Here is a 21,146-nt window from a genome sequence, read left to right as displayed (position 1 = left end):
GCCTGGCCGCCGCCCGCGAGATCCGCGACACCTCCCGGTGGCCGCGGCGGTCCATCGGCTCAGCGCACCGTCACGTCACGACGCCGACAGCCGCGGCGTGCGCGGCGGCTCCGTGCGGCGGCTGCCCGTCGCCTCGAAGGCCGCGCCGAGGGCCAGCAGCGCGTTGTCGTCGTAGGCGCGGCCCGCGAAGGTCAGCCCGACCGGCATGCCGGTGTCCGCCATGGTGCCCATCGGTACGGTCACCGTCGGGATGCCGAGGTGACGGGGCACCAGGTTGCCGTTGGCGACCCAGACGCCGTTGCGCCAGCCGAGGTCGGCGGACGCCTCGCGGACGTCCATGTCCGCCGGGCCCACGTCGGCGACCGCGGGGAACACCACCGCGTCCAGGCGCAGTTCGTCCATCCACTGCTCCAGGTCGACCCGGCGGGTCTCCTCGAGGCCGCGCAGCCCCTCCTCGAGGTGCGGCATGTCGGTGAACGACGCGTACGGGCGCTCCCGGACGAAGCGCGGGTACTCGCCGATGGTGTCGTCGAAACCGGCGTAGCGGTCGGGGAGCTCGCCCTCGTGCTTGGGGAAGATGAGCTCGCCGTCGACCTCGGCCAGGCCGGCGAGCGCCGGGTCGCCGTTGGCGCGCAGGAAGTCGTCCCACGCCCAGGCGGACAGGTCCTCGATCTCGACGGCGAGGTAGTCCCGGCCGACCAGGCCGCGGGTGAGCAGCGAGGGCGCGCCGGGGCGGTCGGACTCGTAGTTCGACACGACGGGGAAGTCGACCTCGACCACCTCGGCGCCGGCGGCCTCCAGGTCGCGGCGGGCGGCCTCCCACAGGGCGATCACCGAGGGGCGGGTGTCGATCCGCTGCCCGGTCTGGCCGCCGATGCCGCCGTCGGGGTTGGTCCCGGCGTCGGGGTCGGAGTTGATGTACATCCGGGGTACACCGACGCGCTTGCCGGCGAGCGCGGCGGCCGCCGTCCGGGCGTCGGCGGGGGCGAGCGCCGGGTACGAGGCGGGGCGTACCTGCGACGCCGCCGGGAGCGGCACCCACGGCTGCGCGCGCCACAGGTCGCCGCGGGTCTGCGGGTCGTCGGCCACGATGACGTCGAGGAGTTCGAGCAGGTCGGCCATGGTGCGGGTGTGCGGGACCACGACGTCCATGGTCGGCACCAGCGGCCAGTTGCCGCGCACCGAGATCACGCCGCGGCTGGGGGTGTAGGCGCACAGCGCGTTGTTGGACGCGGGTGCCCGGCCCGACGACCAGGTCTCCTCGCCGAGGCCGAAGGCGCCGAAGGACGCTGCCGTCGCGGTACCCGAACCGTTGGAGGAGCCGGAGCCGTAGGCGCTGGTGAGCCAGTCGGCGCTGTACGGGCTCTCCGCGCGGCCGTACACGCCGCGCTGCATGCCGCCGTTGGCCATCGGCGGCATGTTGGTCAGGCCGATCAGGACGGCGCCGCCCGCGCGCAGCCGCTCGATGGCGAAGGCGTCGTGCTGGGCGGTCAGGTGCTCGAACGCCGGTGAGCCGGCCGCGGCGGTCAGCCCCTTGGCGAGGTAGCTGTCCTTCGCGGTGTACGGGATGCCGTCCAGCGGGCCGAGGGTCTCGCCGCGGGCGCGGCGGGCGTCGGAGGCCTCGGCCTCGGCGCGGGCGTCCGGGTTCATCACGACCATCGCGTTGAGCGCGGTGGCGGTGCCGGGCCGGTCGTACGCCTCGATCCGGGCGAGGTAGGCGTCGAGCAGGCCGACCGCCGTGGCCTCGCCCTTCTCCAGCGCCGCGCGCAGATCGGCGATACAGGTCTCCACAACGTCGAATCCGCGCGTCATGCGGGTGCCTCCTGGCTGGTTGGTACGGGACGGGGTGGTGGGGCGGGATCGGCGAACCGCCGGTGCGGGGCGGATCCGCGCATGCGCCGGCCACGTCCGGTCGCCCTGACTAGATTTTCAGTCTAGACTACGGATCTAGATCTCCAGCATCGAGGGGTGAGGCCATGCCGACGCCAGAGACCGGGCCGGGTGCAGCACCCCGGCCTGCCCGGACCTCGGTGGACAGGAAGCGTCAGCCCAGCGGCGACGAGGCACGGGGACGGGCGATGCGGGCCGCCATCAGCGCCATCGCCGAGAAGGGCACCGCGGCCGTACGGATGTCGGAGATCGCCGCGCGGGCCGGGATGAGCACCGGGCACATCCTCTACCACTTCGGCAAGAAGGACCGCCTCCTGCTCGAAGTCCTCGCCTGGAGCGAGGCGGACCTCGGCCGGCGGTTCCAGCAGGCCGCGGACGAGGCCGCGTCCCCCGCCGAGAAGCTGGCGCTGTTCGTCCGCTTCTACCTGCCCCGCCACCCGGGCGACGAACGCTACGCCCTGTGGACGCAGGTCCTGGCCCAGCGCCACGACGACGCCGGCCGGCACCTGCTCACCGCGCTCTCGGACACCTGGGAGGAGCGCCTGGAGGCGATCGTGCTGGAGGGGCGGGCCCTGGGGCAGTTCGCCGAGGTCGACCCGTCCGAGTTCGTCATCAGGGCGGTGGCGATGCTCAACGGGCTCTCCGGGGACGTGATGTTCGGACGCTCGCGCTGGCAGGACGCCTCCGCGAACGCGTTCGCCCTGGCCGCCCTGGAACGCGAACTACAGCCGGCGGCTCAGGACTGACGGCGCGTCCGGCCGGCGGCGTCCGTCACGCGACGCGGTCGCGGACGCGCGGGCTCAGGGCCGCGTACTCCAGTGGGGCGGAGGGGTCGATGGAGAGGTCCAGCGGGGCCGGTCGGGCGCCGGAGCGGACCAGGAGGTCGCCGATCGCGGCGATCATGGCGCCGTTGTCGGTGCACAGACGCAGGGCGGGGACCCGCAGCGTGATGCCGGCGGCGGCGCAGCGCTGTTCGGTGAGGGCACGGATGCGGGAGTTGGCGGCGACGCCGCCGACCACGACGAGGGTGTCGATGCCGTGGTCGGTGCAGGCGCGGACGGCCTTGCGGGTGAGGGTGTCGGCGATGGCCTCCTGGAGTGCGGCGGCGGCGTCGGGGACGTGCGGTTCGGTGCCGGCGGAGCGTTGCCCCTCGACCCAGCGGGCGGCGGCGGTCTTGAGGCCGGAGAAGGAGAACGTGTACGGCGGGTCGGCGGGGCCGCTGAGCGGGCGGGGGAGGCGGACCGCCCTCGGGTCGCCGTCGCGTGCGGCGCGGTCGATGGCGGGGCCGCCGGGGTAGGGCAGGTGGAGGATGCGGGCGACCTTGTCGAAGCATTCGCCGGCGGCGTCGTCCAGGGTGTCGCCGAGGTGGACGATCGGGTCGCGGGCGAGGTCGCGGACCAGTAGCAGGGAGGTGTGCCCGCCGGAGACGATCAGCACGATGCAGGGGTCGGGCAGCGGCCCGCCGTCGAGGGTGGCGGCGGCGACGTGGCCGGCCAGGTGGTGGACGCCGTACAGCGGGACGCCGAGTGCGTAGGCGTAGCTCTTGGCGGCGGCCACGCCGACCTGGAGCGCGCCGGACAGGCCGGGGCCGGCGGTGACGGCGACGGCGCCGATGTCGGCGAGGGCGAGCCCGGCCCGGTCCAGCGCCTCCTGTACGACGGGGGCCACCGCGTGGACGTGGGCCCGGGCGGCGATCTCGGGGACCACGCCGCCGAAGCGGGCGTGCTCGTCCATCGACGACGCCACCGCGTGCCCGAGCAGCACGCCGTCGCGCACCAGACCGGCGCCGGTCTCGTCGCAGGACGATTCGATCCCCAGCACCACCGGCGATCCCGCCATCGTCACCCTCACCCAAACCTTGTCGCAGCAGTTACCTACCTGCACATATTGTGCAACAAGGTGCGGGGATGGCCGGACGGCCACCTCGGCCCGGCGGTCCTGCTCAGCGCGCCGGGCTCCCGGCCACCGGAACGGCACCCGGGTCCGTGCCCGGGTCCCCGCCCGGGGAGGCGAAGGCGACCGGGGCCTCGAAGTTGGCGCGGCGGGCGGCACGGCGGAAGACCGTGAGGACCGCCGGCCCGACGATCAGGACGCACACCCCGGTGGTGACGGCGCGTCCGGTGTCCCAGCCGAGCGAGGTGGCCAGGTCGAAGAGCAGGTAGCGGTGCCACTGCTCGGTGAACGGCAGCCCGGGCAGGTAGGCGATCGAGCTGTTCGGGTCGGTGGCGAACGGCCAGAAGGACAGGTTGAGCAGGAACCCGAAGAGGTAGCCGGAGGCCGCGCCGTACCCCGCGAGCATCAGCACCTCGGCCCGTCCGCGCAGCCGCGGCAGCAGCCCCGCGAGCAGCCCCACGAAGGCGCAGCCGAACATCTGGTACGGCATCCAGGGCCCGACGCCGCCGGTGATCAGGGCGGAGGCGAACAGCGAGGTGCAGCCGAGGGTGAAGCCGAAGCCGGGGCCGAAGACCCGCCCGGCGAGGACCAGGATGAAGAACACCGTCTCCACCCCCGCGGTCCCGGCGCCCAGCGGGCGCAGACCGGCGTTGACGGCGGAGAGCACGCCGAGCATCGCGAGGGCCTTCGCGTCGATGCCGCCGGCGGAGATCTCGGCGATCACGACGGCGAGGACGAGGACCAGCAGCGCGCCGAAGATCAGCGGCGGCGCGTAGTTGGACCCGAACTTCCCCGGGGCGACGACGAACGGCCAGGTGAAGGCCGTCAGGCCGATGAACGAGGCCAGGGCCACCACGAGCCGTGCGCGGCCGGGGATGCGGACGGCGACCCGGGCGGCGCTCACCGCGCGGCCCGCGCGGTGTCGAGGACCCGGCCGACCTGGCGGGTGGTCAGATAGGGCAGCGGGGCGAGGATCTTGGCGGTCTGCGGCGCGAACGTCGGCGAGGCGACGATCACCTCGGTGGTGGGTCCGTCGGCGACGACCTCCCCTTCGGCCATCACCACCACGCGGTCGGCGGCCGCGGCGACGAACTCGACGTCGTGGGTGCACACGACGACCGTGCGCCCCTCGGCGGCGAGGCGGTCGACGATGCCGATCAGCGCCTCCTTGCCCGGGTAGTCCAGCCCGCGGGTGGGCTCGTCCAGCAGGACCACCGGTGGGGCTGCGGCCAGTTGGATCGCCAGCACCAGGGCCAGCTTCTGTCCCTCGGACAGGTCGCGGGGGTGGCTGTCGTTCGGGATTCCCGGGGCGAGCCGGTCCAGGACCTGCCGCGCGGTGTGCCCGGCGCCGGGGCCGGCGTCCAGGTCGCCCTGGGCGAGCTCCTGGGCGACCGACTCCAGGTAGAGCAGGTCGGTCGGGGTCTGCGGGACCAGGCCGACCAGGCGGCGGGCCTCGGCCGCGGAGACCTTCTTGGGGTCGGTCGCCGCCTTGCCGTCCGTCCCGGCGACCTTGACGGTGCCGCCCTGCCGCGGGCCGGAACCCTGCAGGGCCCACAGCAGCGAGGACTTGCCCGAGCCGTTGCGTCCCATCAGTGCGGTGACCTGGCCGGCCTGCAGTTCCAATCCGACGTCGCGGACGGCGACCACCTGGCCGTGGCGCACGACGATCCGTTCGGCGGAGAGCACCGTCGCGCCGCCGCCGGCGGTGGTGTCGCGCGGCGGCGGGACCGGATGTCCGGCCAGCTGCTCCCGCAGCGGCGCCGCCGCCCGGCGGGCGTCCCGGACGGACAGCGGCAGCGGGCGCCACCCGGCCAGGCGGCCGAGTTCGACCACCGGAGGGGAGATGCTGGTGGTGGCGAAGACCTCGGCGGGCGGGCCGTGGACGACGGTGCCGTCGCCGGGCAGGTAGGCGACCCGGTCGGCGTACTGGACCACGCGCTCCAGGCGGTGTTCGGCGAGCAGGACGGTGACGCCGAGGTCGTGCACCAGGCGGGTGACGGCCGCCAGCACCTCCTCGGCGGCGGTCGGGTCGAGGGCGGAGGTGGGTTCGTCCAGGACCAGGATCCGCGGGTGCGCGGTGAGCACCGAGCCGATCGCGACCCGCTGCTGCTGGCCGCCGGAGAGTTCGTGCAGCGCGCGGTGGCGCAGGTCGGCGAGGCCGAGCAGGTCGAGGGTCTCCTCCACCCGCTTGCGCATCACCTCCGGCGGGATCGCCAACTGTTCCATCGCGTAGGCGAGTTCCTCCTCGACGGTGTCGGTGACGAACCCGGCCAGCGGGTCCTGGCCGACCACGCCGACCACATCGGCCAGTTCGCGCGGCGGGTGGTCGGCGGTGTCGCGGCCGTCCACCGTCACCCTGCCGTACAGGGTGCCGCCGGTGAAGTGCGGGACGAGCCCGTTGACGGCGCCCAGCAGGGTGGACTTGCCAGCGCCGGTGCGGCCGACCACCAGGCAGAGTTCACCCTCGGGGATGTGGAGGTCGACATCGCGCAGGACGGGGGTGGACCCGCCGTCGTACACCACGCCGACCTGGTCGAATCGGATCACTCGGTCACCTCGGTGTGCGGGCGGGCGGCGCCGGCCGCGGGGCGTGCGGCCCGCCGGTCGGGCAGGGCGGCGGATACGGGGGGCCGGCCGGGCGGCGGGGAGAGCACACCGGCGGCGCCGGCCAGCAGCAGGGCCAGCACGGGGACGGCCGGAAGGGCGGGCCAACTCAGCGGGTAGAGGGAGGGGTTGAGGTCGGTGGCGGCGTAGCCGACCGAGATGCAGAACAGGACGGCGGCGGCCACCCCGCAGCCCGCGACGCCCCACTCGGCGGCCCGCCAGGGGTCGGGGCGGTACGTGGTGCGCCGCACCCGGCGGCCGCCGAGTGCCAGGCCGCCCGCGCACAGCGCCGAACCGGCCGCCAGCGCGGGCAGTCCCAGCGCGGCGGGCGCCGTGCCGTCGAGCAGCCCGTACACCCCGGCGCACAGGCCGCCCATGCCGAGCAGCATCAGCGCACCCGTGACCCGGCGGGAGGCGCGGGTGGCGGTGCCGGAACGGCCGTACCCGCGCGAGTCCATCGCGGCGGCCAGGTGCAGCGAACGTTCCAGGGCGTCCTCCAGGACCGGGACGACGATGCTGCGCAGAGCACGGATGCCCTTGCTCCGGCCGGCCCGCAACCGCCGGGCCCGCACGACGCGCTGGACGCTCTGGACGAGCTGGGGCGCGACACTGAGCGAGACGGTGACGGCGACGCCCAGCTCGTACAGGGCCCCGGGGAGCACCCGCAGGGCGCGTTTGGGGTTGGCGAGGGTGTTGGCCGCGCCGATGCAGCACAGCAGGCAGGCCAGCCGCAGACCGTCGGTGGCCGCCGACAGGGTGGCCTCCAGCGACACGGGCCCGCCGATCCGGATCCCCGCGTACCAGGCCGGGGTCGGGATGTGCGGGAGCGAGAAGAGCAGGTGGTCGTGCGGGGTGATGCCGGTCGCGAACACGCAGCGGAAGACGACCCGGATCGCCACCACGGTCAGCGCCAGCCACAGGTAGTACTTGAAGCCGCCCGCCCAGGGGGCCTCCGTCCGGCGGGCGGTGACCACATAGCCGAGCACCGCGAGGACCAGGAACAGCAGCAGCGGATTGGTGGTGCGGCTGGCGGCGGTCGCCATGGCCAGCGCCCAGATCCACCAGGCGAACGGGTGCAGGTCGCGCGGTACCCGGCCGGGGGCGCGCTGGTCGAGCTGTTTCACCGGCTCACTCGGCCCGTCGCCGGCGGCGGCGCAGCGCGGTGACCGCGGTGGCGGTGCCGAGGGCCACCACGAGGGCGGCTCCGGTCACGGCGGGCGCGATCGAACCCGCGGAGTGCGGCGCGTCGGGGGCCGGGGCCGCGTCCACGATGGTGGCGCCCGCGCTCGGCGAGGCCGGGGCGGTCGGGAAAGCGGTGGCGGAGGCCGGATCGGTGGCGGTGCTCGGGGACGCCGGGGCGCTCTCCGTGACGGTGGGATCCGCAGGGGCGGTGTCGCTCGCGGAGGCTCCCGGCTGGGGAGTGGCGTCGCCGGAGGATCCCTTGGTACCGCCGCCGGAGCCGCCGGCCGCGCTGCCGCCCTTGGTACCGCCGCCGTTCGCACCGCCGTTGGCGTTGCCGCCGCCCGAACCGCCGCCCGCGGGCGCGGTGCTGGGCGGCTGGGGCGCGGAACTCTGGCCCGGGCCGCCGCCGGGCGCCGTGTTGTGGGCGCGGACGCTGTCGGGGGAGAAGGCCGGGCGGCCCTCGGTGCCTTCGATGTTGGTGCCGCCGAAGATCCACAGGTCGACGCTGCCGGGCTTGGGCTGGTAGCTCATGGCGCCGAGCTGGCTGTACGACCAGGTGTTCTGGCCCGGGTCGGCGTGCCAGTACGACCAGTAGGCGGTGGCGGGCGGCGTCAGGACGCACTTGTCCTGATCGGGCGTCGGATACTGCTTCCCGCCCTGGAAGCCGCTGTAGCCGATCCGGCAGATGAACGCCGGGCCGTCGTGCCCGGTACCGGTGGTCTTCCAACCGCCCTGGTTGAGCAGGGCGTAGCCGGTGGTCGGCGTGGTGCCGCAGGAGCGCAGCAGCGGGCCGCCCCAGTGGCCGAGGTCGACCGCGAGGACGACGCCGGAGGTCGCGGTGCACTGCTCGATCGGCAGCGGGGAGGCCGCCGCCGGGGCCACGGCCGTACCGACCCCGCCGAGCGCGAGGCCCAGGGCGACGGCCGCGGCGGCGACCGTGCGGGCGAGGGCGTTCCCGGCGCGGCGGATCACCGGTGCCGCCCGGGGGCGGCGGCCGTCCGGCGGCGGGTCGCGACCAGCACGCCGCCGCCGGCCGCGGTCAGCAGCAGGGCCGGGACCACCAGCCCGAGCACATCGGTGCCGGTCCAGGCCAGACCGCCCGCCGGCTCGCCGGCCGAGTCGTCGGCGCTGCCGGTGCTGCCGGTGGTGCCGGTGCTGTCGCTGCCGTTCGCGGTCCGGGTGCCGGAGGAGGCGGGGGCCGTGTCCGTGCCCCGGCCGGCGGTCGTCGAGGTGGCCGGGGCCGGGGAGGCGGAGTCACTGCCGCTCGGGGACACCGGGGACGCCGGGGTGGACGGCGAGGCGGAGCCCGTAGGGGAGTCGGGGGCGGAGGACGAGGCGGTCGGCGATCCGGTCGGGGTCGGGGTGCCGGTTCCGGTGCCGAGGTCCCGGTGCAGGTTGCCGAACGAGATGCCGGTGGCGCCGCCGAGCGCCTGGGTGGAGGCACGGACGTCGGAGCCCTGCTGGCCGGCGGTGGCGACGTCGAACCCGCCGTCGGCGTTCTGCTGTCCGGCCAGGAACTCGACCGCCTTGGCGATCCGCCCGGCGTAGGTGCTCTGCCGAAGGGTCATGCCCTGGACGGCGAGGGCGGCCGAGTTGGTGGAGTCGCCGGCCGCGCCGGGGAAGCCGCCGTCCGGCTGCTGCTGGGCGGCGAGCCACGCGAGACCCTTGTCGACGGCCTGCGCCGCCTCGTCGCCCGGGACGAGTGCGAGGGCCATCACGGCCATCGCGGTGCTGTCCACGTCGGAGTCGCCGGCAGCGGGGATGAGGCTGGGCCAGGAGCCGTTGGCGGTCTGAAGGCTCTTCAGGTAGGTGATCGGCGCGGCGGCGTGCTCGGCGTCCCCGGCCCGCACCTGGGCCATCACACCCAGGGACTGGGAGAACACCGAGGTCGCCCAGAGGTAGTTGCCCGGAGCGGCGCAGCCGTTGTCGACGTCGGCGTGCGCGCAGACGGCCCGGGCGAGCGCGGCGATCAGGTCGTGGCCGCCGAACGCGCGCGGATCGCGGCCGACCACCTCGGCGAGCAGCGCCTCCTTGCCGATCGAGCCGCCGCCCGCGAACTCGGTGCCGACCCCGGTCCAGTCGTTGACGGTGCGGTCGTTGGCGTCCTTGCCCTGCTGGTCCAGGAAGTCGACGATCTTGCGCAGGGCGGCGTCGTCGGTCCCGGTGGCGGCGAGCGCGTAGGCGCCGTCGATGGTGAGGCCGAAGTCGGCGAAGGTCGGGAAGGCCTCGTAGTAGTGGCCGTCGATCAGGTTGGCCGGGGCGGTCAGATAGGCGCTGCCCTTGGCCAGGTCGGGTGCCTTGCCTGGCTTCGGGGGCTGCGTGGCGGAGCCGAGGTCGTGGGTGACGCTCGCCGGGTCGGTGCCGGTGAGGGCGAGGATGGCCTGCTCGGTGGCGGCCGGGTCCGAGTCGGTGGTCCCCTCGTCGGGGCCGAAGCCGCCGTCCTTGTTCTGGCGGGCGGCGAGCCAGGACTTGGCGGCGGCCTGCTCGGCGGTGCGGCCGGTGGCCTTGAGCCCCTGGGCCGCGCCCGCGGTGCTGGCGGTGTCGCCGCCGGGGGCACCGGCGTACGGGAGGTAGGAGCCGTCGGCCTGCTGGCTCGCGGCGAGCCGGTCGGCGGCCTTCTGCGCGGTCGGGTCGGCGCTGCCGGCCTTGCGCAGGGCCAGTACGGTGAGCGCCGTGTTGGACGGGTCGGATTCGCAGTTCTCGCCGGGCACGATCATGGCGCCGGCGATGCCGCCGTCGGCGCACCGCAGGGCGTCGAACCGCGCGAGCGTGGCGGCGGGCGGGGTGACGTCGCCGCGCAGCAGGGCGATCACGCCGAGGGCCTGCACCCAGGGCGAGGCGGCGCCGAGGAAGTCGCCCGCGGCGGTGCACTTGCCGTCCTCGCCGGCCGCGGTGCAGACGTGGTCGGTCAGCGCGGCGAGCAGGTCGTGGCCGCCGAACGCGCGGGGGTTGCCGCCGGTGCTCTCGGCGACGAGGGCGAGCAGGGCGGCGGCGCGGGAGCCGGGCCTGCCGTTCGGGCCGTCGGGGAGGAGGAAGGCGTCGGTGTGCGCCTCCAGGAAGGCGACGACCTTGCGCAGGGCCGGGTCCTGGGTGCCGGCCGCGGCGAGGGCGAGGGCCGTGAGCGAGGTGCGGGGGTAGTCGGGGCCCTCGAAGGCCCAGTTCTCCATGTGGTCGCCGTGGACGAGCTGCCCGGCGAGCCAGGCTGCCGCGGCCGCGGGGTCGCCGGTGGCGGGCGGCGCGACGGTCGGGCTAGTGGAGGCGGATGCCGAGGCCGAGGCCGATGCGGCGTCGGACGGTGAGGGGCTAGCGGCGTTCTTCGCCCGGACCGAGTCCGGGGTGAAGGCGGGCACGCCGCTGCTGCCGCCGACGTCGGTGCCGCCGTACACCCAGGCCTCGACCTCGCCCGGCTTCGGCTTCTGGGTGCCGGCGCCGAACTGGCTGTAGGACCAGGTGTCCTGGCCGGGCTCGGCGGTCCAGTACGACCAGTACGCCGTCGCCTGCGGGGTGTTGACGCAGGGTTCCTCGGCGGGGGTCGGGTACTGGACGCCGTTGCCGAAAGTGCCGCTGCCGAGGCGGCAGATGAAGGCGGGTCCGTCGTGTTCGGTTCCGGTGGTGGTGAACCCGGCGTTGTGCAGCAGGTTCATGCTGGTGGTGGGGTGGGCGTCGCAGCCGCGCACCACGCTGCCGCCCCAGTGGGTGAAGTCGACGGCGACCACGGCGCCGGTGGTGGCCGTGCACTCCTCGATCGGGTCGGCGGCGGCACGGTCGGGGTGGCCGATCATCACGGCGCCGCCCGCGGTGATCGCGATGGCGGTGGCGAGCAGGAGGGAGGCCGGACCCCGGCCTCTGTGCCCCGTACGCGTGCTGCTGACCCTCACCGGCGACTCCCTGATCGGTCGAGGCGGGGTAACGACGGCGCAGCCGACCGGGTCCCGGGCAGGGGAGCCGATCCGGACCGCGTCGTAGTCCGCGACGACGCACGTGTTGCTGACCAAGCCCCTCGGCGCAGGCATTCCGGCTCACCCGCCGCTCGGCGACGGGTCCACGGTTGCGGGTCAGCGCCGGAATCGGACCGGCTTCCCCTGACTGCCGAGGGTAAAAAACCGGTTCATCAGACCATGCGGCCGAGCGGGGAGTCAACGAGGCGTCATGTCGCCTTCCCCACCTCCTGACCACCCGTGAGGTGCGGTAGCGTCCCCGGTGGCCGTGTGGGGGAACCCGGTGCGAATCCGGGGCTGACGCGCAGCGGTGTGGGGCGGATCGACGCCCCGAGCCCGAATGCCCGCCCGGCCGCGCACCACGAGCGAGAGCCAGCCCACGCGATCCGGGCGGCGGCCGCCCCAGCTGTCGTGCTCCCCCGCGGGGACACCGGACCGGCGCGGGTCGACGCCCCCACCCAAGGAGCCCGACCGTGCCCCTCCGCCCCTCCTCCGTCACCGTCGTCGCCCTGGCGGCCGGCGCCCTGCTGGTGTCCGCCGTCCCGGCCGGCGCCACCGCCTCCCCGGCCCAGATCGCCACCTCCAGGAGCACCGGCGTCACCTACCTCAAGTCGCTGCAGGGCTCGGACGGCAGCTACGTCACCGGCGGCGGGCTGTCCGACGAGTGGGCGTTCAGCGCCCTCGCGGCCGCCGGGACGGCCGCCGTCGACGTCACCCCCGGCGGCGACACCACCAAGAACGCCCGCACCGTCTACCGCAACCAGCTCGCCGCGGCCTCCTGGCCCAGCGCCTCGCCCGTCGTCACCGACTACGAACGCGCCGTCCTCAACGCCTACGCGGCCGGTATCGACCCGGCCCGGGCCGGCCCGGGCCGCAACCTGATCGCCGACCTCGCCGCGTACTGGCAGAGCGCCGAACCCGGCTACTACGGCCCGTCCGCCAACTTCAACGGCACCGTCTTCGGCCTGCTCGCGCTCGGCGGAGCCCGCACCCAGGCGGGGGCCCAGCGCGTGCCGCAGGCCCTGATCGACGCCACCGTGACCGCGGTGCGCGCCAACCAGCACAACGACGGCGGCTGGAACTACGGCAAGGCCGCCGGCAACCCGACCGCGCTCGCCCAGGGCAGCGACATCGACATGACCGGCGCCGCGATGGCCTCACTGTGCAGCAGCGGCGTGCCCGGCACCGACGCGGCGATCGTCGCCGCCAAGAACTTCCTCAAGGGCAAACTCGTCCCCTCCGGCGCCTTCAACTCCATGTTCGGCGCCAACACCGACTCCAACGGCTGGGCCGTCTCCGGCCTCAACGCCTGCGGCATCAACCCCCAGGGCGCCGACTTCACCAGCGGCAGCGGCAAGACCCCGATCGACTTCCTGATCGCCCAGCAGTTCAAGCCCGGCGGCGGCTTCAAGTACCTGCCCACCGACACCGCGCCCTCCGCCTACGCCTCCGTGGACGGGCTGCGCGCCGTCGCGGGCGCCGGTTTCACCGCCGCCCCGCCCACGCCGGTCACCGCAGGCACCCCGACCTGGGCCGCCACCGGAGCCTTCACCGCCGGGACGGCCGCCCGCCTCGCGCTGATCGTCGACAACGGCACCGCCGGCGCACTGAAGGTCTGCGCCGTCACCGTCACCCCGACCGGCGCCACCACCACGCTGGGCGCCGTCCTTGACGCCGCCGCCACCGCGACCCCGAGCGGCTGCGTCACCTCGGTCACCCCGCCCACCGGCAGCGGTACCGTCACCGCGGTCAACTCAACCGCCAACAGCGGTGGTTCGTCCTGGAAGGTGAGCCTGGACGGTGCCGCTGCCACCGCCGCGACCCGGGCGACGGTCATCAACATCGGCGACACCGTCTCGCTGCGCTACGGCAGTTGAGCATCCGCCAGCTCGTAGGTCCGGCGGCAGCCGGGCCGGGGGTACGCGTGGTCGGGCACCGGACCGCGTGCCCGGCGCGCGCGGTCGGCCTCCGCGCCCTCGCGTACCGCGGCGTGCACCGCGCGGGCGACCCGCGCGCCCCACGGCGAGCGCGGCCCGCCGAACGGCTCCGCGCTCTCCCCGGGACGGGCGCGCCGTACCGCGACGCACACCGCGTCCGAGGGCGTCCCCGAGCAGTCGTACCCGGCGTCCAGCAGCGCCTGCACCTTCGCCTCGGTGGCGGTGGCCAGCAGGTTCACCAGACCGGCATCGGACACCGCCACCGGGACGACCGCCAGGATGTTGATGGTCCCGGGCCCGTGGGCGGCCGCCGGCTCCGGCGCGGCGGCCCAACTCGGCACGCCGATCCCCGCGGTGACTACCGCGATGGCCCCGGCGTCGCAGGCCCAGGTCACCGCGTCCACCTGGGCGGCCGTCATCAGGCCGGCCCCGGGACCGGTCAGCCCGTGGGCGGTGGCCAGCTCCGCCAGGTGCCGGTCCGGATCCATCCGGCCGTACCCCGGCCGGACCTGGGCGTTGACCACCCACTCCCGGTCGCCCAGGCCACCGCCGAGCACCGCGCTGCTGACCATCCGCCAGCCCGGCCCGGCCCGCCACACCAGCAGGTGCCGGCAGGCACCGTCCTCCACCCGGCACGACCGTTCGAGCACCAGGCCCCCGCCGTGCCCGGCCCGCGCCGGACGGAGACCGGCCTGCTGCTGCGTCGGTGCCACGAAACGGTCCGCCTTCACCTCGGGCGATCCCCGGCACCCGGCGGGCGCCACCGGCGGCCGAGCACCCGAGCCTCCGGCAGCTCCCGGGATCGAGGCCCCGAGACTACCGAGGGCCGCTCTGTCCGACGGCGGGCGGACGGAGGATCATCACCACCCGGGGGCGGCTCGCCACCCGGGTTCACGGAGCAAGGGGGAGGGGTTTCGGATGAACTGGTTCAGGTGGGCGGCGGGCGGCTACGTCGCCCTGGTCGGGACACTGGCCGCGTTGGGCGGGATCCGCGAGGACGCGGCGTTCCACCTCGCGGCGGTGGTCCTGACGCTGCCGGTCGGCGTCGCCGCGCTGGTCGGTGTCTACGTCCTGCGCGGGGCGCTGACAGGACTCGGCGGACTGTTCGCCGCCACGACGCAGCCCGACGGAACGGACGCGTCCTGGCTGGTCACGGCGGCCACGGTCGGCAACACCGCACTCTTCACCGGCGCGGCGCTCGTCACGGTCCTGCTCGCCGACCGCGCACTGCGCCGCCGGCTGCGCCACCGCCGGGCAGCCGCCGTCTGCTGACCGGCTCGCCCTGCCGCGGTGGCCACGCCCCCTGTCAGGCGAGGCTCCCGGCCTCGCGTACGACCAGGTCGGCTCAGGAGGGCGGCGTGGTCGGGTAGGGCAGGCTGACGGCCGGCGGCAGCGGGTGGCAGCCGTCCCAGGAAGGTATCTGCCCCGGGGGACAGGAGGTCGGCGGGACCGGAAGGGTGAGGGCCGGCCGGGGCGGCGGGGCGGTGGTCCGGGGCGCACCGGTGGACGGCCGGGCGGTGGGCGCGCCGGTGCGGGCGGGCGGCGTCGTACGCGAGGTGGCGGCCGGGTCGGCCGTCGTGCGCTCCGCCGTCGGCGCCGTCGCGGCAGCCTGCGCGCTCTCGGGGGAGGGCGGGGACGACGGCGCCTGAGAGGGCGGCAGCTCGGTCGGGGCCGGGCTCGTCGAAGGCACCGCGGCGCCGGGCGAGGGCCCGGTCCCGGCCCCCGTCCGGACGGGCTCGACCGTGGCCCGCAGCAGCAGCCCACCGCCACCGGCCAGCCCCAGCACGCACAGCCCGGCCGCCGCCCCGAGGAGGGTCTTCCGGCGCCGGGTCATGCCCGTGCTGCCCGTGCTGCTGCCGGCGGAGTCGTCGCCGCTGTCGTGCATCCGGGTCGCCGCCTTGTCCGATCTTCGTTCCGGTCGGGCCACATGCTAGCCCCGTGCCCGGAGCCTGCTCACTGCCGTCCGCTCACCGCTGCCCGCTCACCGCCCCCGGACGGTCCTGCTCTCCGCCCGAACGGTGGTGGGACCAGCCCCACCACCCGCCCACCGCAGAGCCCCACCCGTCGATCCCGCCGCGGACCCCGACGGCGCGACGTGATAGCCATGTGGGCGTGAGACTCTTCAGACCGCCCGTGGCAGCGGCAGTCCTGGCACTCGAGGTCCTCGCCGCCGCGTTCGTGCAGGTGGGGTTCGCGTCCTTCGCCGCTCTCGACTGCGACCAGGCTCGGGAGGATGGGCAGCCCTCGTGCGCCGCGGACGGGCTGTACCTCGGTCTCTGGCTCCTGGTGGTGACGTTCAGCCTTGTCGTCGTCCGGCTGTGGTTCCGCTACGAGCGGGCGCCGCGCCGCAGGGTCAGGGTGCTGATGGCGTGGGTGGTCCTCGTCCAGATCGCGGTGGTCGGAACGCTCTTCGACCCGGTGGCGCAGCCTGTCGGCGGCGAGTGGATCGAGGGAGCGGCCGTCCTGGCGGGCTGCGCCTACACCGCGACGACGGCGCTGCTCACGATGGTGTCTCCCGCTCCGTCCGCCGGGGCAGCGGGCTGAAATCGAGTGCGGGGCCTCCCCGGTGGTGCCGTAGCATCCGGACGGCCACACGCACAGTTGTTCACGGGGGAGTACGGGATTTGTTCAAGGGATCGACGGCGGTGCCGTCCGGGGTGGCCTCGCGTGCGGTCGGCGCGTCCGTGCTGGTGGTGTCGGGCGCCCTGGTGCTCGGCTCCTGCTCGCTCGCGGGGCCGCTCGGCGGAGGGCCGGGGGCACCGAGCGAGCCCGCCCGCGTCGAGTCCCGGGCGGACGCGTTGACCCGGGTGGAGCGGGTCCAGGACCACGTGCGCGAGCTGACGGGCCTCGAGCGGAACCTGTGGATCAAGATCATCGCCTACGAGAAGTGCCCGGGGCGGGGGATGGGTATCGCCGGTGAGGGCGAGCCGTACCGGCTGAGCTCGGCGATCCAGTTGGAGACCACCGACGACCGGCGCCCCGAGGTGCTCCGGGCGCTGCGGGAGAGGCTCGCCGGCGAGGGCTTCAAGATCACAGCGGCCGAGTCCGGTTCGGCTGCCCGGTCCGCCTCGCCCACCTCCGACTTCGAGGCCGTCAACGAGTCCGACCGCTACACCGTCTCCCTGATGGGCGGGGCGAAGCCCGGCCAGGGCGTGGGCGTCGTCGTCACCCTGCCCTGCCAGGCCCCGCCCACCGGGGCGGCCTCGCCCGCTCCGGCGACCACCGCCTGAGGCCGGTACGGCAGTCCGGGCGTCGGCGCGGCGGCAGTTCGGGCGTCGGCGCGGTGCGCCCGCGGTCTACGTGGGATCCGTGGAGCCCCGCCGGTCCTCCACGTGGACGACACGCAGGGCGGTGCCGTCCTGATGGCGCTTGGAGCGTCCGTACAGACCGACGGCCACGTCCTCCGGGCTCGTCGGCTCGTCCGGCGCGACGTAGGTGAGGACGTCGGGGTGGTGGCCGGTCACCACCCACCCGTCGGCGTCCTCGACGTCGATCACCCCGAAGTCGCCTGCCGAAGAGCCGGCGTGGACGGGGCCGAACTCCCGGAGGATCCCGGTCGCCTGCTCGGCGAGGTCGCCGTCGGGTGCGGTCAGTACGACGCAGGTGCCGTGTTCGAACAGCGCCCACGACTTGCGGGGACCGGTGAGAAGGCGCTGCCAGACCTCTATGAGCATCTCGGTGTTCACGGCGGTCATCCTGCCGCACGGCACTGACACACCGATCGCCGATGGGCTCCGCCGGACAGATCCTGTCTTGAATAGTTCGATCTGGATTCACCGTTTGTTCATATTCTCCCGTACGCTCGTGCCCATGGCAGACGGCCGGCGGGACTTCCTGGACAAGGTACGCGCGGCGCTGACCACAGCCGGCGTGCCGCTGGTCGACGACACCGTGGGCACCCGGGCGGGCGCGGTCGTCCGGGCCGCGGTCAACGGCGCCTGCGTCTCCTGGCGGACCGAGGACGCCGCCGGACGGCCGGACGGGCCCGGTGCCGGCCGGGTGGCCGGCAGTACCTCGGTGATGTCCCCCGAGTTCCAGACCACCCTGCGCCTCGCCGCCGTGCTCGCCCACGCCGGCCACCAGTGCGACCACCTCGGCGACCACGTTCTCGTCGCCCTGCGCTGAGCCGGCGGCCTACCGGGGAGTCTGCGGTCCGCCGCGCGGGGCGCCATTGATCGAAACGGTCCCCGTCTGGGAGGATGCGGTCCATGACGAACCGACGAAAGGCCCATGGCGCGTAGACCGCCGGGCCAGGTGCGCGCCGAACGGCCGCGCAGGCCCTGCCCGGAGCGGGGCAGGAAGATCGTTTCTGGGGTCTCGGCGCGCACGCAGAGCGAGATCGACGCATTCGAGGACGCACAGCTGTGGCCCGGGGCCATCGCCGAGGCGATGGCGAGGTGGAGCGGCACCGTTCACGGGCCGGCCCGCGGACTGACGGAGCCGCACACCCGTGGCTGCGGAGTGGAATCCTGCTGTCCCAACGATTCCCATCCGCGGGGGCTGCTGGAGCAGGCGCTGTACGGGCTTCCGACCCGCGCGGCGCGGGAGCTGCGGCGGCGGGTGCATCCGCTCGACGCGTCGTACTGTTCCCGCACGATCGTGGATCCCCACGCCGATCCGTCCTGGCCCTGGTGGCTGCGCAGATGCTGAGCCCCGGACGGGAGGATGCCCCGTAGGCGCCCGTCCGCCGTCCGGGCGGGCTCCGGGTCGTGCCCGCGGTGCGGCGCCGGGCAGGACTACTGCGAGCGGTACGACGCCGCGCTGTGCACGGTGTGCGACCGGTGGGGTGAACGCGTCTGCGGTGATCCTGACTGCGCGTACTGCCGCCTGCGACCCGAACGGCCGAGCCTCGCACGGGAGTTCGCCCCTGCGGAAGCCGTACTGCGGCGGGCGGCCCGGCTGGCCGACCGTCGAGCGCGCCGGTCGCGTGCCGACGGTTCCGGCGGGCCGGCGCGGTGATCGAGCAGATGGGGCAAGGCTCCGAACGGCCGGGCGGCTTTGACCGCAGGAACTGCCGAGCCGTGCGAACCTGGCAGACCGGGGCGGCGGGTGCTGCCCGGAACGTGGGAGGACGTCCATGGATCAGCTGGTGAGGGTGCAGAACTTCAACGTCTCCAGCGACGGCATCGGTGCCGGCGAGGACCAGACGCTCGAGCGGCCGTTCGGCCATGTCGATCCCGGGAGGCTGTTCGCCTGGGCCGGCGCGACGGCCAGCTGGCCCATGCGCACCGACCCCGGCGGGAGCCGGGGCCTGGACGACTACCTCACCCGGGACTACGACCGCAACATCGGCGCCGAGATCATGGGCCGCAACAAGTTCGGTCCCCAGCGCGGGCCCTGGCAGGACCACGAGTGGCGCGGCTGGTGGGGTGACGAGCCGCCGTTCCGCACCCCGGTGTTCGTGATGACCCACCATGCGCGTCCTTCGTTCACGCTCGGCGACACCACCTTCCACTTCGTCGACGGCGACCCGGCCGCGGTCCTCGAACGGGCGCGGGAGGCGGCGCGGGGCAAGGACGTCCGGCTCGGTGGTGGAGTCACCACGATCCGGCAGTTCCTCGACGCCGACCTGGTCGACACCCTGCACGTGGCGGTCTCGCCGGTGGAGCTCGGCTCAGGCCTGCGGCTCTGGGAGTCCCCCGACGAACTGCTGGACCGGTTCCACCTGGATGTCGTGCCCAGCCCGAGCGGGGTGACGCACCACCTGTTCTGGCGGAAGTGACCGCTCCTCAGGACACTTCCCCCGGCGGTCGCCCGCCGGAACCGCCGGCCGCCCGGACGTCCGTCAGCCGGCCGGCGGCTCGCCGGTCGCAGCGGGTGGACCGCCGGCGGGATACGCCCTGATCGCGTCGATCAGGTTGCCGAAGACGTGCTCGGGCGGGATCCGCTGCCACAGCTCGTAGACCTTCAGGGTCTCCACCAGGGCCGTGTCAGGGCGGGCGAGGACGAAGCAGACGCGGCGGGTGGTGAGGAAGTCGAGGAGGCTGTGCAGGCGGACGCCCGCGGAGTAGTCGATGTCGGCGATCCCCGCGGCGTCGAGCACCAGCCAGCGCACCGGGTCGGGTGCGTCGTCGACGAGGGCCCTGACCTGGTCGGCGAAGCGGCCCACGTTCGCGTAGAAGAGCTCCGCGTTGAATCGGAAGACGATCAGGCCGGGTGCGCTCTCGATCCCGGGCTCGGCGGCCCGGTACGTGGGTTCGCCCTGCTCGGTGACCCCGACCACGAAGTCCCTGGGCCGGTACTCCCGCCGGACCACCTCGAACAGCGAGATGGCGACGGCCAGCAGGACACCCTGTTCGACGCCGATGCCGAACACCGCGAAGGCCGTGACGGCGGCGACGACGAACTCGTTCCGGCGCCGGACGTAGATCCGCCGCAGGCCGCGGACGTCGACGAGGTCGAGCCCCACCAGGAACACGATCCCGGCCAGTACCGCGAGCGGCATGTCGGCCAGCAGCGAGCTGAGGACCAGCACGACCAGGAGCGTGATCGAGGCCGTGGTGAGGTTGGCGACCTGGGTCCGGCCGCGCTGCTGGTCCAGGATCTCCGTCTTGGTCGGGGACCCGTTGACGACGAAGGTCCCGCTCAGCCCGGCGGCGAGGTTGGCGACCGAGAGACCGACCAGGTCGCGGTCGATGTCGACGTCGTCGCCGTGCCGCGTCGCGAAGGCGTGCGCCGTCGCCGCGCTCTGCGCCAGGATCAGGACCGAGCACGACAGCGCCACGGAGAAGACCAGGGACACGTCACCGGGGGTCAGCCCGGACGGCATGCCGAGCGGTGGGAAGCCGCCCTGGACGGCTCCCACGACCGCGACCCCGTGGCCGGAGGCACCGGTCGCCGCGGCTACGGCGATCAGGGCGACCACCGCCACCACGGAGCCCGGGAACCTGGGCAGGAACCGCTTGAACACCAAGATGATCACGATGGTGGCGGCGCCGTAGGCCACCGTGCGCCAGGAGACCTGGTCGAGGTGGGTCAGCCAGGACCACTGCCGCTGGAACCAGTTGCCCCGGCCGCTGGGAATGCCCAGCAGCTCGGGGATCTGAGCCGTCGCCACCTGGATGCCGACCCCCGTCAGGAACCCGATCAGGACGGCCGCCGAGAGGAAGTCGGCGAGGAAGCCGAGCCGCAGCAGGCGCGCGGCAGCCAGGATCACACCCGACAGCAGCGCGGTCAGACCGGCCAGCCCGACCCACTTCGGCGAGCCCGGAGCGAGGCCGACGATGCCCAGGTCGAGCAGGCCGGCGAAGAGGATCGCCGCCGTGGCGGAGTCCGCGCCCACGACGAGCAGCTTCGACGAACCCAGCAGCGCGAACGTGACGGCCGGGAGGATCAGCGTGTACAGCCCCGTGACGACGGGCATCCCGGCGATCGACGAGTACCCCATGACCTCGGGGATCGCGACCGCGGCGAGGGCCACCCCGGCGAGTACGTCCCGGCCCAGCCACGCCCGCCGGTAGCCGCGCATCGACGCGGGCACCAGGTTCGCCATGCCACTCACGGGCACCTCACCAGCAGCCGGAGAACTCCCATCCCCCATGATGGCCCGCCGCGGGAGCGTCGTCCCGGCATTTGGCGCGGGCCCGGGCGCGTGGCGGGACCGGACCGCCCGCAGACCGGCGGGCGGCGCGGCCGGCCCTGACGGGCGATCTCCAGTACCTCGTCCGGGGAGAGGAACATGCCGTGCCCGGCCCGCTTCAGC

Annotated in this window: 19 protein-coding genes and 2 riboswitches; of the genes, 8 read left to right on the top strand and 11 right to left on the bottom strand. The window is 74.6% G+C overall.

Annotated features, from left to right (window positions below):
- Positions 1-75: 75 nt before the first annotated feature.
- Positions 76-1,812: an amidase gene (locus AB0D08_RS35425; protein WP_033821459.1), complete on the bottom strand. Its 1,737-nt coding sequence runs from the start codon at positions 1,810-1,812 to the stop codon at positions 76-78.
- Between the two features lie 218 nt (positions 1,813-2,030).
- Between AB0D08_RS35425 and AB0D08_RS35420 the strand changes: the two genes are divergently transcribed.
- The gene (locus tag AB0D08_RS35420; protein ID WP_359894403.1) at positions 2,031-2,636 is read left to right on the top strand and encodes a TetR/AcrR family transcriptional regulator; all 606 of its coding nucleotides are present in this window, start codon (positions 2,031-2,033) and stop codon (positions 2,634-2,636) included.
- A 25-nt stretch (positions 2,637-2,661) separates the two neighbouring features.
- On the opposite strand, the gene tsaD is transcribed toward AB0D08_RS35420, so the two are convergent.
- The 6 genes from tsaD to AB0D08_RS35390 all read right to left on the bottom strand — a co-directional run bounded on the left by tsaD (position 2,662) and on the right by AB0D08_RS35390 (position 11,447).
- Complete coding sequence (gene tsaD / locus AB0D08_RS35415) at positions 2,662-3,729, bottom strand: tRNA (adenosine(37)-N6)-threonylcarbamoyltransferase complex transferase subunit TsaD (RefSeq protein ID WP_359894405.1); 1,068 nt, start codon at positions 3,727-3,729, stop codon at positions 2,662-2,664.
- Positions 3,730-3,832: 103 nt separating this feature from the next.
- Positions 3,833-4,687, bottom strand: a complete 855-nt coding sequence (locus AB0D08_RS35410; protein WP_359894402.1) for an ECF transporter S component — start codon at positions 4,685-4,687, stop codon at positions 3,833-3,835.
- Positions 4,684-6,330: an ATP-binding cassette domain-containing protein gene (locus AB0D08_RS35405; RefSeq protein WP_359894401.1), complete on the bottom strand. Its 1,647-nt coding sequence runs from the start codon at positions 6,328-6,330 to the stop codon at positions 4,684-4,686. The genes AB0D08_RS35410 and AB0D08_RS35405 overlap by 4 nt, the downstream gene beginning before the upstream one ends.
- On the bottom strand, positions 6,327-7,511 hold the full coding sequence (locus tag AB0D08_RS35400; RefSeq protein ID WP_359894400.1) for an energy-coupling factor transporter transmembrane component T: 1,185 nt from the start codon (positions 7,509-7,511) through the stop codon (positions 6,327-6,329). The genes AB0D08_RS35405 and AB0D08_RS35400 overlap by 4 nt, the downstream gene beginning before the upstream one ends.
- 4 nt (positions 7,512-7,515) lie before the next feature.
- The gene (locus tag AB0D08_RS35395) at positions 7,516-8,541 is read right to left on the bottom strand and encodes a hypothetical protein (protein WP_359894399.1); all 1,026 of its coding nucleotides are present in this window, start codon (positions 8,539-8,541) and stop codon (positions 7,516-7,518) included.
- Positions 8,538-11,447, bottom strand: coding sequence for a prenyltransferase/squalene oxidase repeat-containing protein (locus AB0D08_RS35390; protein WP_359894398.1), 2,910 nt, complete (start codon positions 11,445-11,447; stop codon positions 8,538-8,540). The genes AB0D08_RS35395 and AB0D08_RS35390 overlap by 4 nt, the downstream gene beginning before the upstream one ends.
- Positions 11,448-11,555: 108 nt before the next feature.
- Positions 11,556-11,698: riboswitch (cobalamin riboswitch) on the bottom strand.
- Between the two features lie 82 nt (positions 11,699-11,780).
- Positions 11,781-11,853: riboswitch (cobalamin riboswitch) on the top strand.
- A gap of 127 nt (positions 11,854-11,980) precedes the next feature.
- Between AB0D08_RS35390 and AB0D08_RS35385 the strand changes: the two genes are divergently transcribed.
- The gene (locus AB0D08_RS35385) at positions 11,981-13,384 is read left to right on the top strand and encodes a hypothetical protein (protein WP_359894397.1); all 1,404 of its coding nucleotides are present in this window, start codon (positions 11,981-11,983) and stop codon (positions 13,382-13,384) included.
- Here AB0D08_RS35385 and AB0D08_RS35380 read toward each other — a convergent pair.
- Positions 13,372-14,097: an adenosylcobinamide amidohydrolase gene (locus tag AB0D08_RS35380; protein WP_359894404.1), complete on the bottom strand. Its 726-nt coding sequence runs from the start codon at positions 14,095-14,097 to the stop codon at positions 13,372-13,374. The two genes, AB0D08_RS35385 and AB0D08_RS35380, sit on opposite strands and share 13 nt — an antisense overlap.
- Positions 14,098-14,362: 265 nt before the next feature.
- On the opposite strand from AB0D08_RS35380, the gene AB0D08_RS35375 reads away from it, so the two are divergent.
- Positions 14,363-14,716 (top strand): hypothetical protein, encoded by a 354-nt coding sequence (locus AB0D08_RS35375; RefSeq protein WP_359894395.1) that lies wholly within the window; start codon positions 14,363-14,365, stop codon positions 14,714-14,716.
- A gap of 73 nt (positions 14,717-14,789) precedes the next feature.
- Here the strand turns inward: AB0D08_RS35375 and AB0D08_RS35370 are convergent, their stop codons facing one another.
- Positions 14,790-15,329 carry a hypothetical protein gene (locus tag AB0D08_RS35370; protein WP_359894394.1) on the bottom strand — a complete coding sequence of 180 codons (540 nt, stop codon included), beginning with the start codon at positions 15,327-15,329 and terminating at the stop codon, positions 14,790-14,792.
- 248 nt (positions 15,330-15,577) lie between these two features.
- Between AB0D08_RS35370 and AB0D08_RS35365 the strand changes: the two genes are divergently transcribed.
- A complete protein-coding gene (locus AB0D08_RS35365) occupies positions 15,578-15,988 on the top strand; it encodes a hypothetical protein (RefSeq protein ID WP_149038007.1) in 411 nt (136 codons plus the stop codon).
- 80 nt (positions 15,989-16,068) lie between these two features.
- A complete protein-coding gene (locus AB0D08_RS35360; protein WP_055731233.1) occupies positions 16,069-16,674 on the top strand; it encodes a hypothetical protein in 606 nt (201 codons plus the stop codon).
- Positions 16,675-16,740: 66 nt separating this feature from the next.
- On the opposite strand, the gene AB0D08_RS35355 is transcribed toward AB0D08_RS35360, so the two are convergent.
- Positions 16,741-17,139, bottom strand: coding sequence for a hypothetical protein (locus AB0D08_RS35355; RefSeq protein WP_359894392.1), 399 nt, complete (start codon positions 17,137-17,139; stop codon positions 16,741-16,743).
- A gap of 115 nt (positions 17,140-17,254) precedes the next feature.
- On the opposite strand from AB0D08_RS35355, the gene AB0D08_RS35350 reads away from it, so the two are divergent.
- The 3 genes from AB0D08_RS35350 to AB0D08_RS35340 all read left to right on the top strand — a co-directional run bounded on the left by AB0D08_RS35350 (position 17,255) and on the right by AB0D08_RS35340 (position 19,166).
- The gene (locus tag AB0D08_RS35350; protein ID WP_149038008.1) at positions 17,255-17,569 is read left to right on the top strand and encodes a hypothetical protein; all 315 of its coding nucleotides are present in this window, start codon (positions 17,255-17,257) and stop codon (positions 17,567-17,569) included.
- 105 nt (positions 17,570-17,674) lie between these two features.
- Positions 17,675-18,094 carry a hypothetical protein gene (locus AB0D08_RS35345; protein ID WP_051811987.1) on the top strand — a complete coding sequence of 140 codons (420 nt, stop codon included), beginning with the start codon at positions 17,675-17,677 and terminating at the stop codon, positions 18,092-18,094.
- A 427-nt stretch (positions 18,095-18,521) separates the two neighbouring features.
- Entirely contained in the window at positions 18,522-19,166 is a 645-nt protein-coding gene (locus tag AB0D08_RS35340; RefSeq protein ID WP_033819076.1) for a dihydrofolate reductase family protein, read from the top strand.
- A gap of 63 nt (positions 19,167-19,229) precedes the next feature.
- Here the strand turns inward: AB0D08_RS35340 and AB0D08_RS35335 are convergent, their stop codons facing one another.
- Positions 19,230-20,936, bottom strand: coding sequence for a SulP family inorganic anion transporter (locus tag AB0D08_RS35335; protein WP_359894389.1), 1,707 nt, complete (start codon positions 20,934-20,936; stop codon positions 19,230-19,232).
- Positions 20,937-21,146: the final 210 nt, after the last annotated feature.

The sequence above is a fragment of the Kitasatospora sp. NPDC048540 genome (assembly GCF_040651175.1).
Classification (GTDB): domain Bacteria; phylum Actinomycetota; class Actinomycetes; order Streptomycetales; family Streptomycetaceae; genus Kitasatospora.
This window is presented reverse-complemented; position numbering and strand designations above follow the sequence as displayed.

Bases quoted from the DNA above. Each gene is read 5' to 3' on its own strand.
- AB0D08_RS35355 (WP_359894392.1), bottom strand. From the start codon at position 17,139: ATGACCGCCGTGAACACCGAGATGCTCATAGAGGTCTGGCAGCGCCTT.
- AB0D08_RS35335 (WP_359894389.1), bottom strand. From the start codon at position 20,936: ATGGCGAACCTGGTGCCCGCGTCGATGCGCGGCTACCGGCGGGCGTGG.
- AB0D08_RS35425 (WP_033821459.1), bottom strand. From the start codon at position 1,812: ATGACGCGCGGATTCGACGTTGTGGAGACCTGTATCGCCGATCTGCGC.
- AB0D08_RS35345 (WP_051811987.1), top strand. From the start codon at position 17,675: ATGGCGCGTAGACCGCCGGGCCAGGTGCGCGCCGAACGGCCGCGCAGG.
- AB0D08_RS35375 (WP_359894395.1), top strand. From the start codon at position 14,363: ATGAACTGGTTCAGGTGGGCGGCGGGCGGCTACGTCGCCCTGGTCGGG.
- AB0D08_RS35370 (WP_359894394.1), bottom strand. From the start codon at position 15,329: ATGCACGACAGCGGCGACGACTCCGCCGGCAGCAGCACGGGCAGCACG.
- tsaD (WP_359894405.1), bottom strand. From the start codon at position 3,729: ATGGCGGGATCGCCGGTGGTGCTGGGGATCGAATCGTCCTGCGACGAG.
- AB0D08_RS35340 (WP_033819076.1), top strand. From the start codon at position 18,522: ATGGATCAGCTGGTGAGGGTGCAGAACTTCAACGTCTCCAGCGACGGC.
- AB0D08_RS35350 (WP_149038008.1), top strand. From the start codon at position 17,255: ATGGCAGACGGCCGGCGGGACTTCCTGGACAAGGTACGCGCGGCGCTG.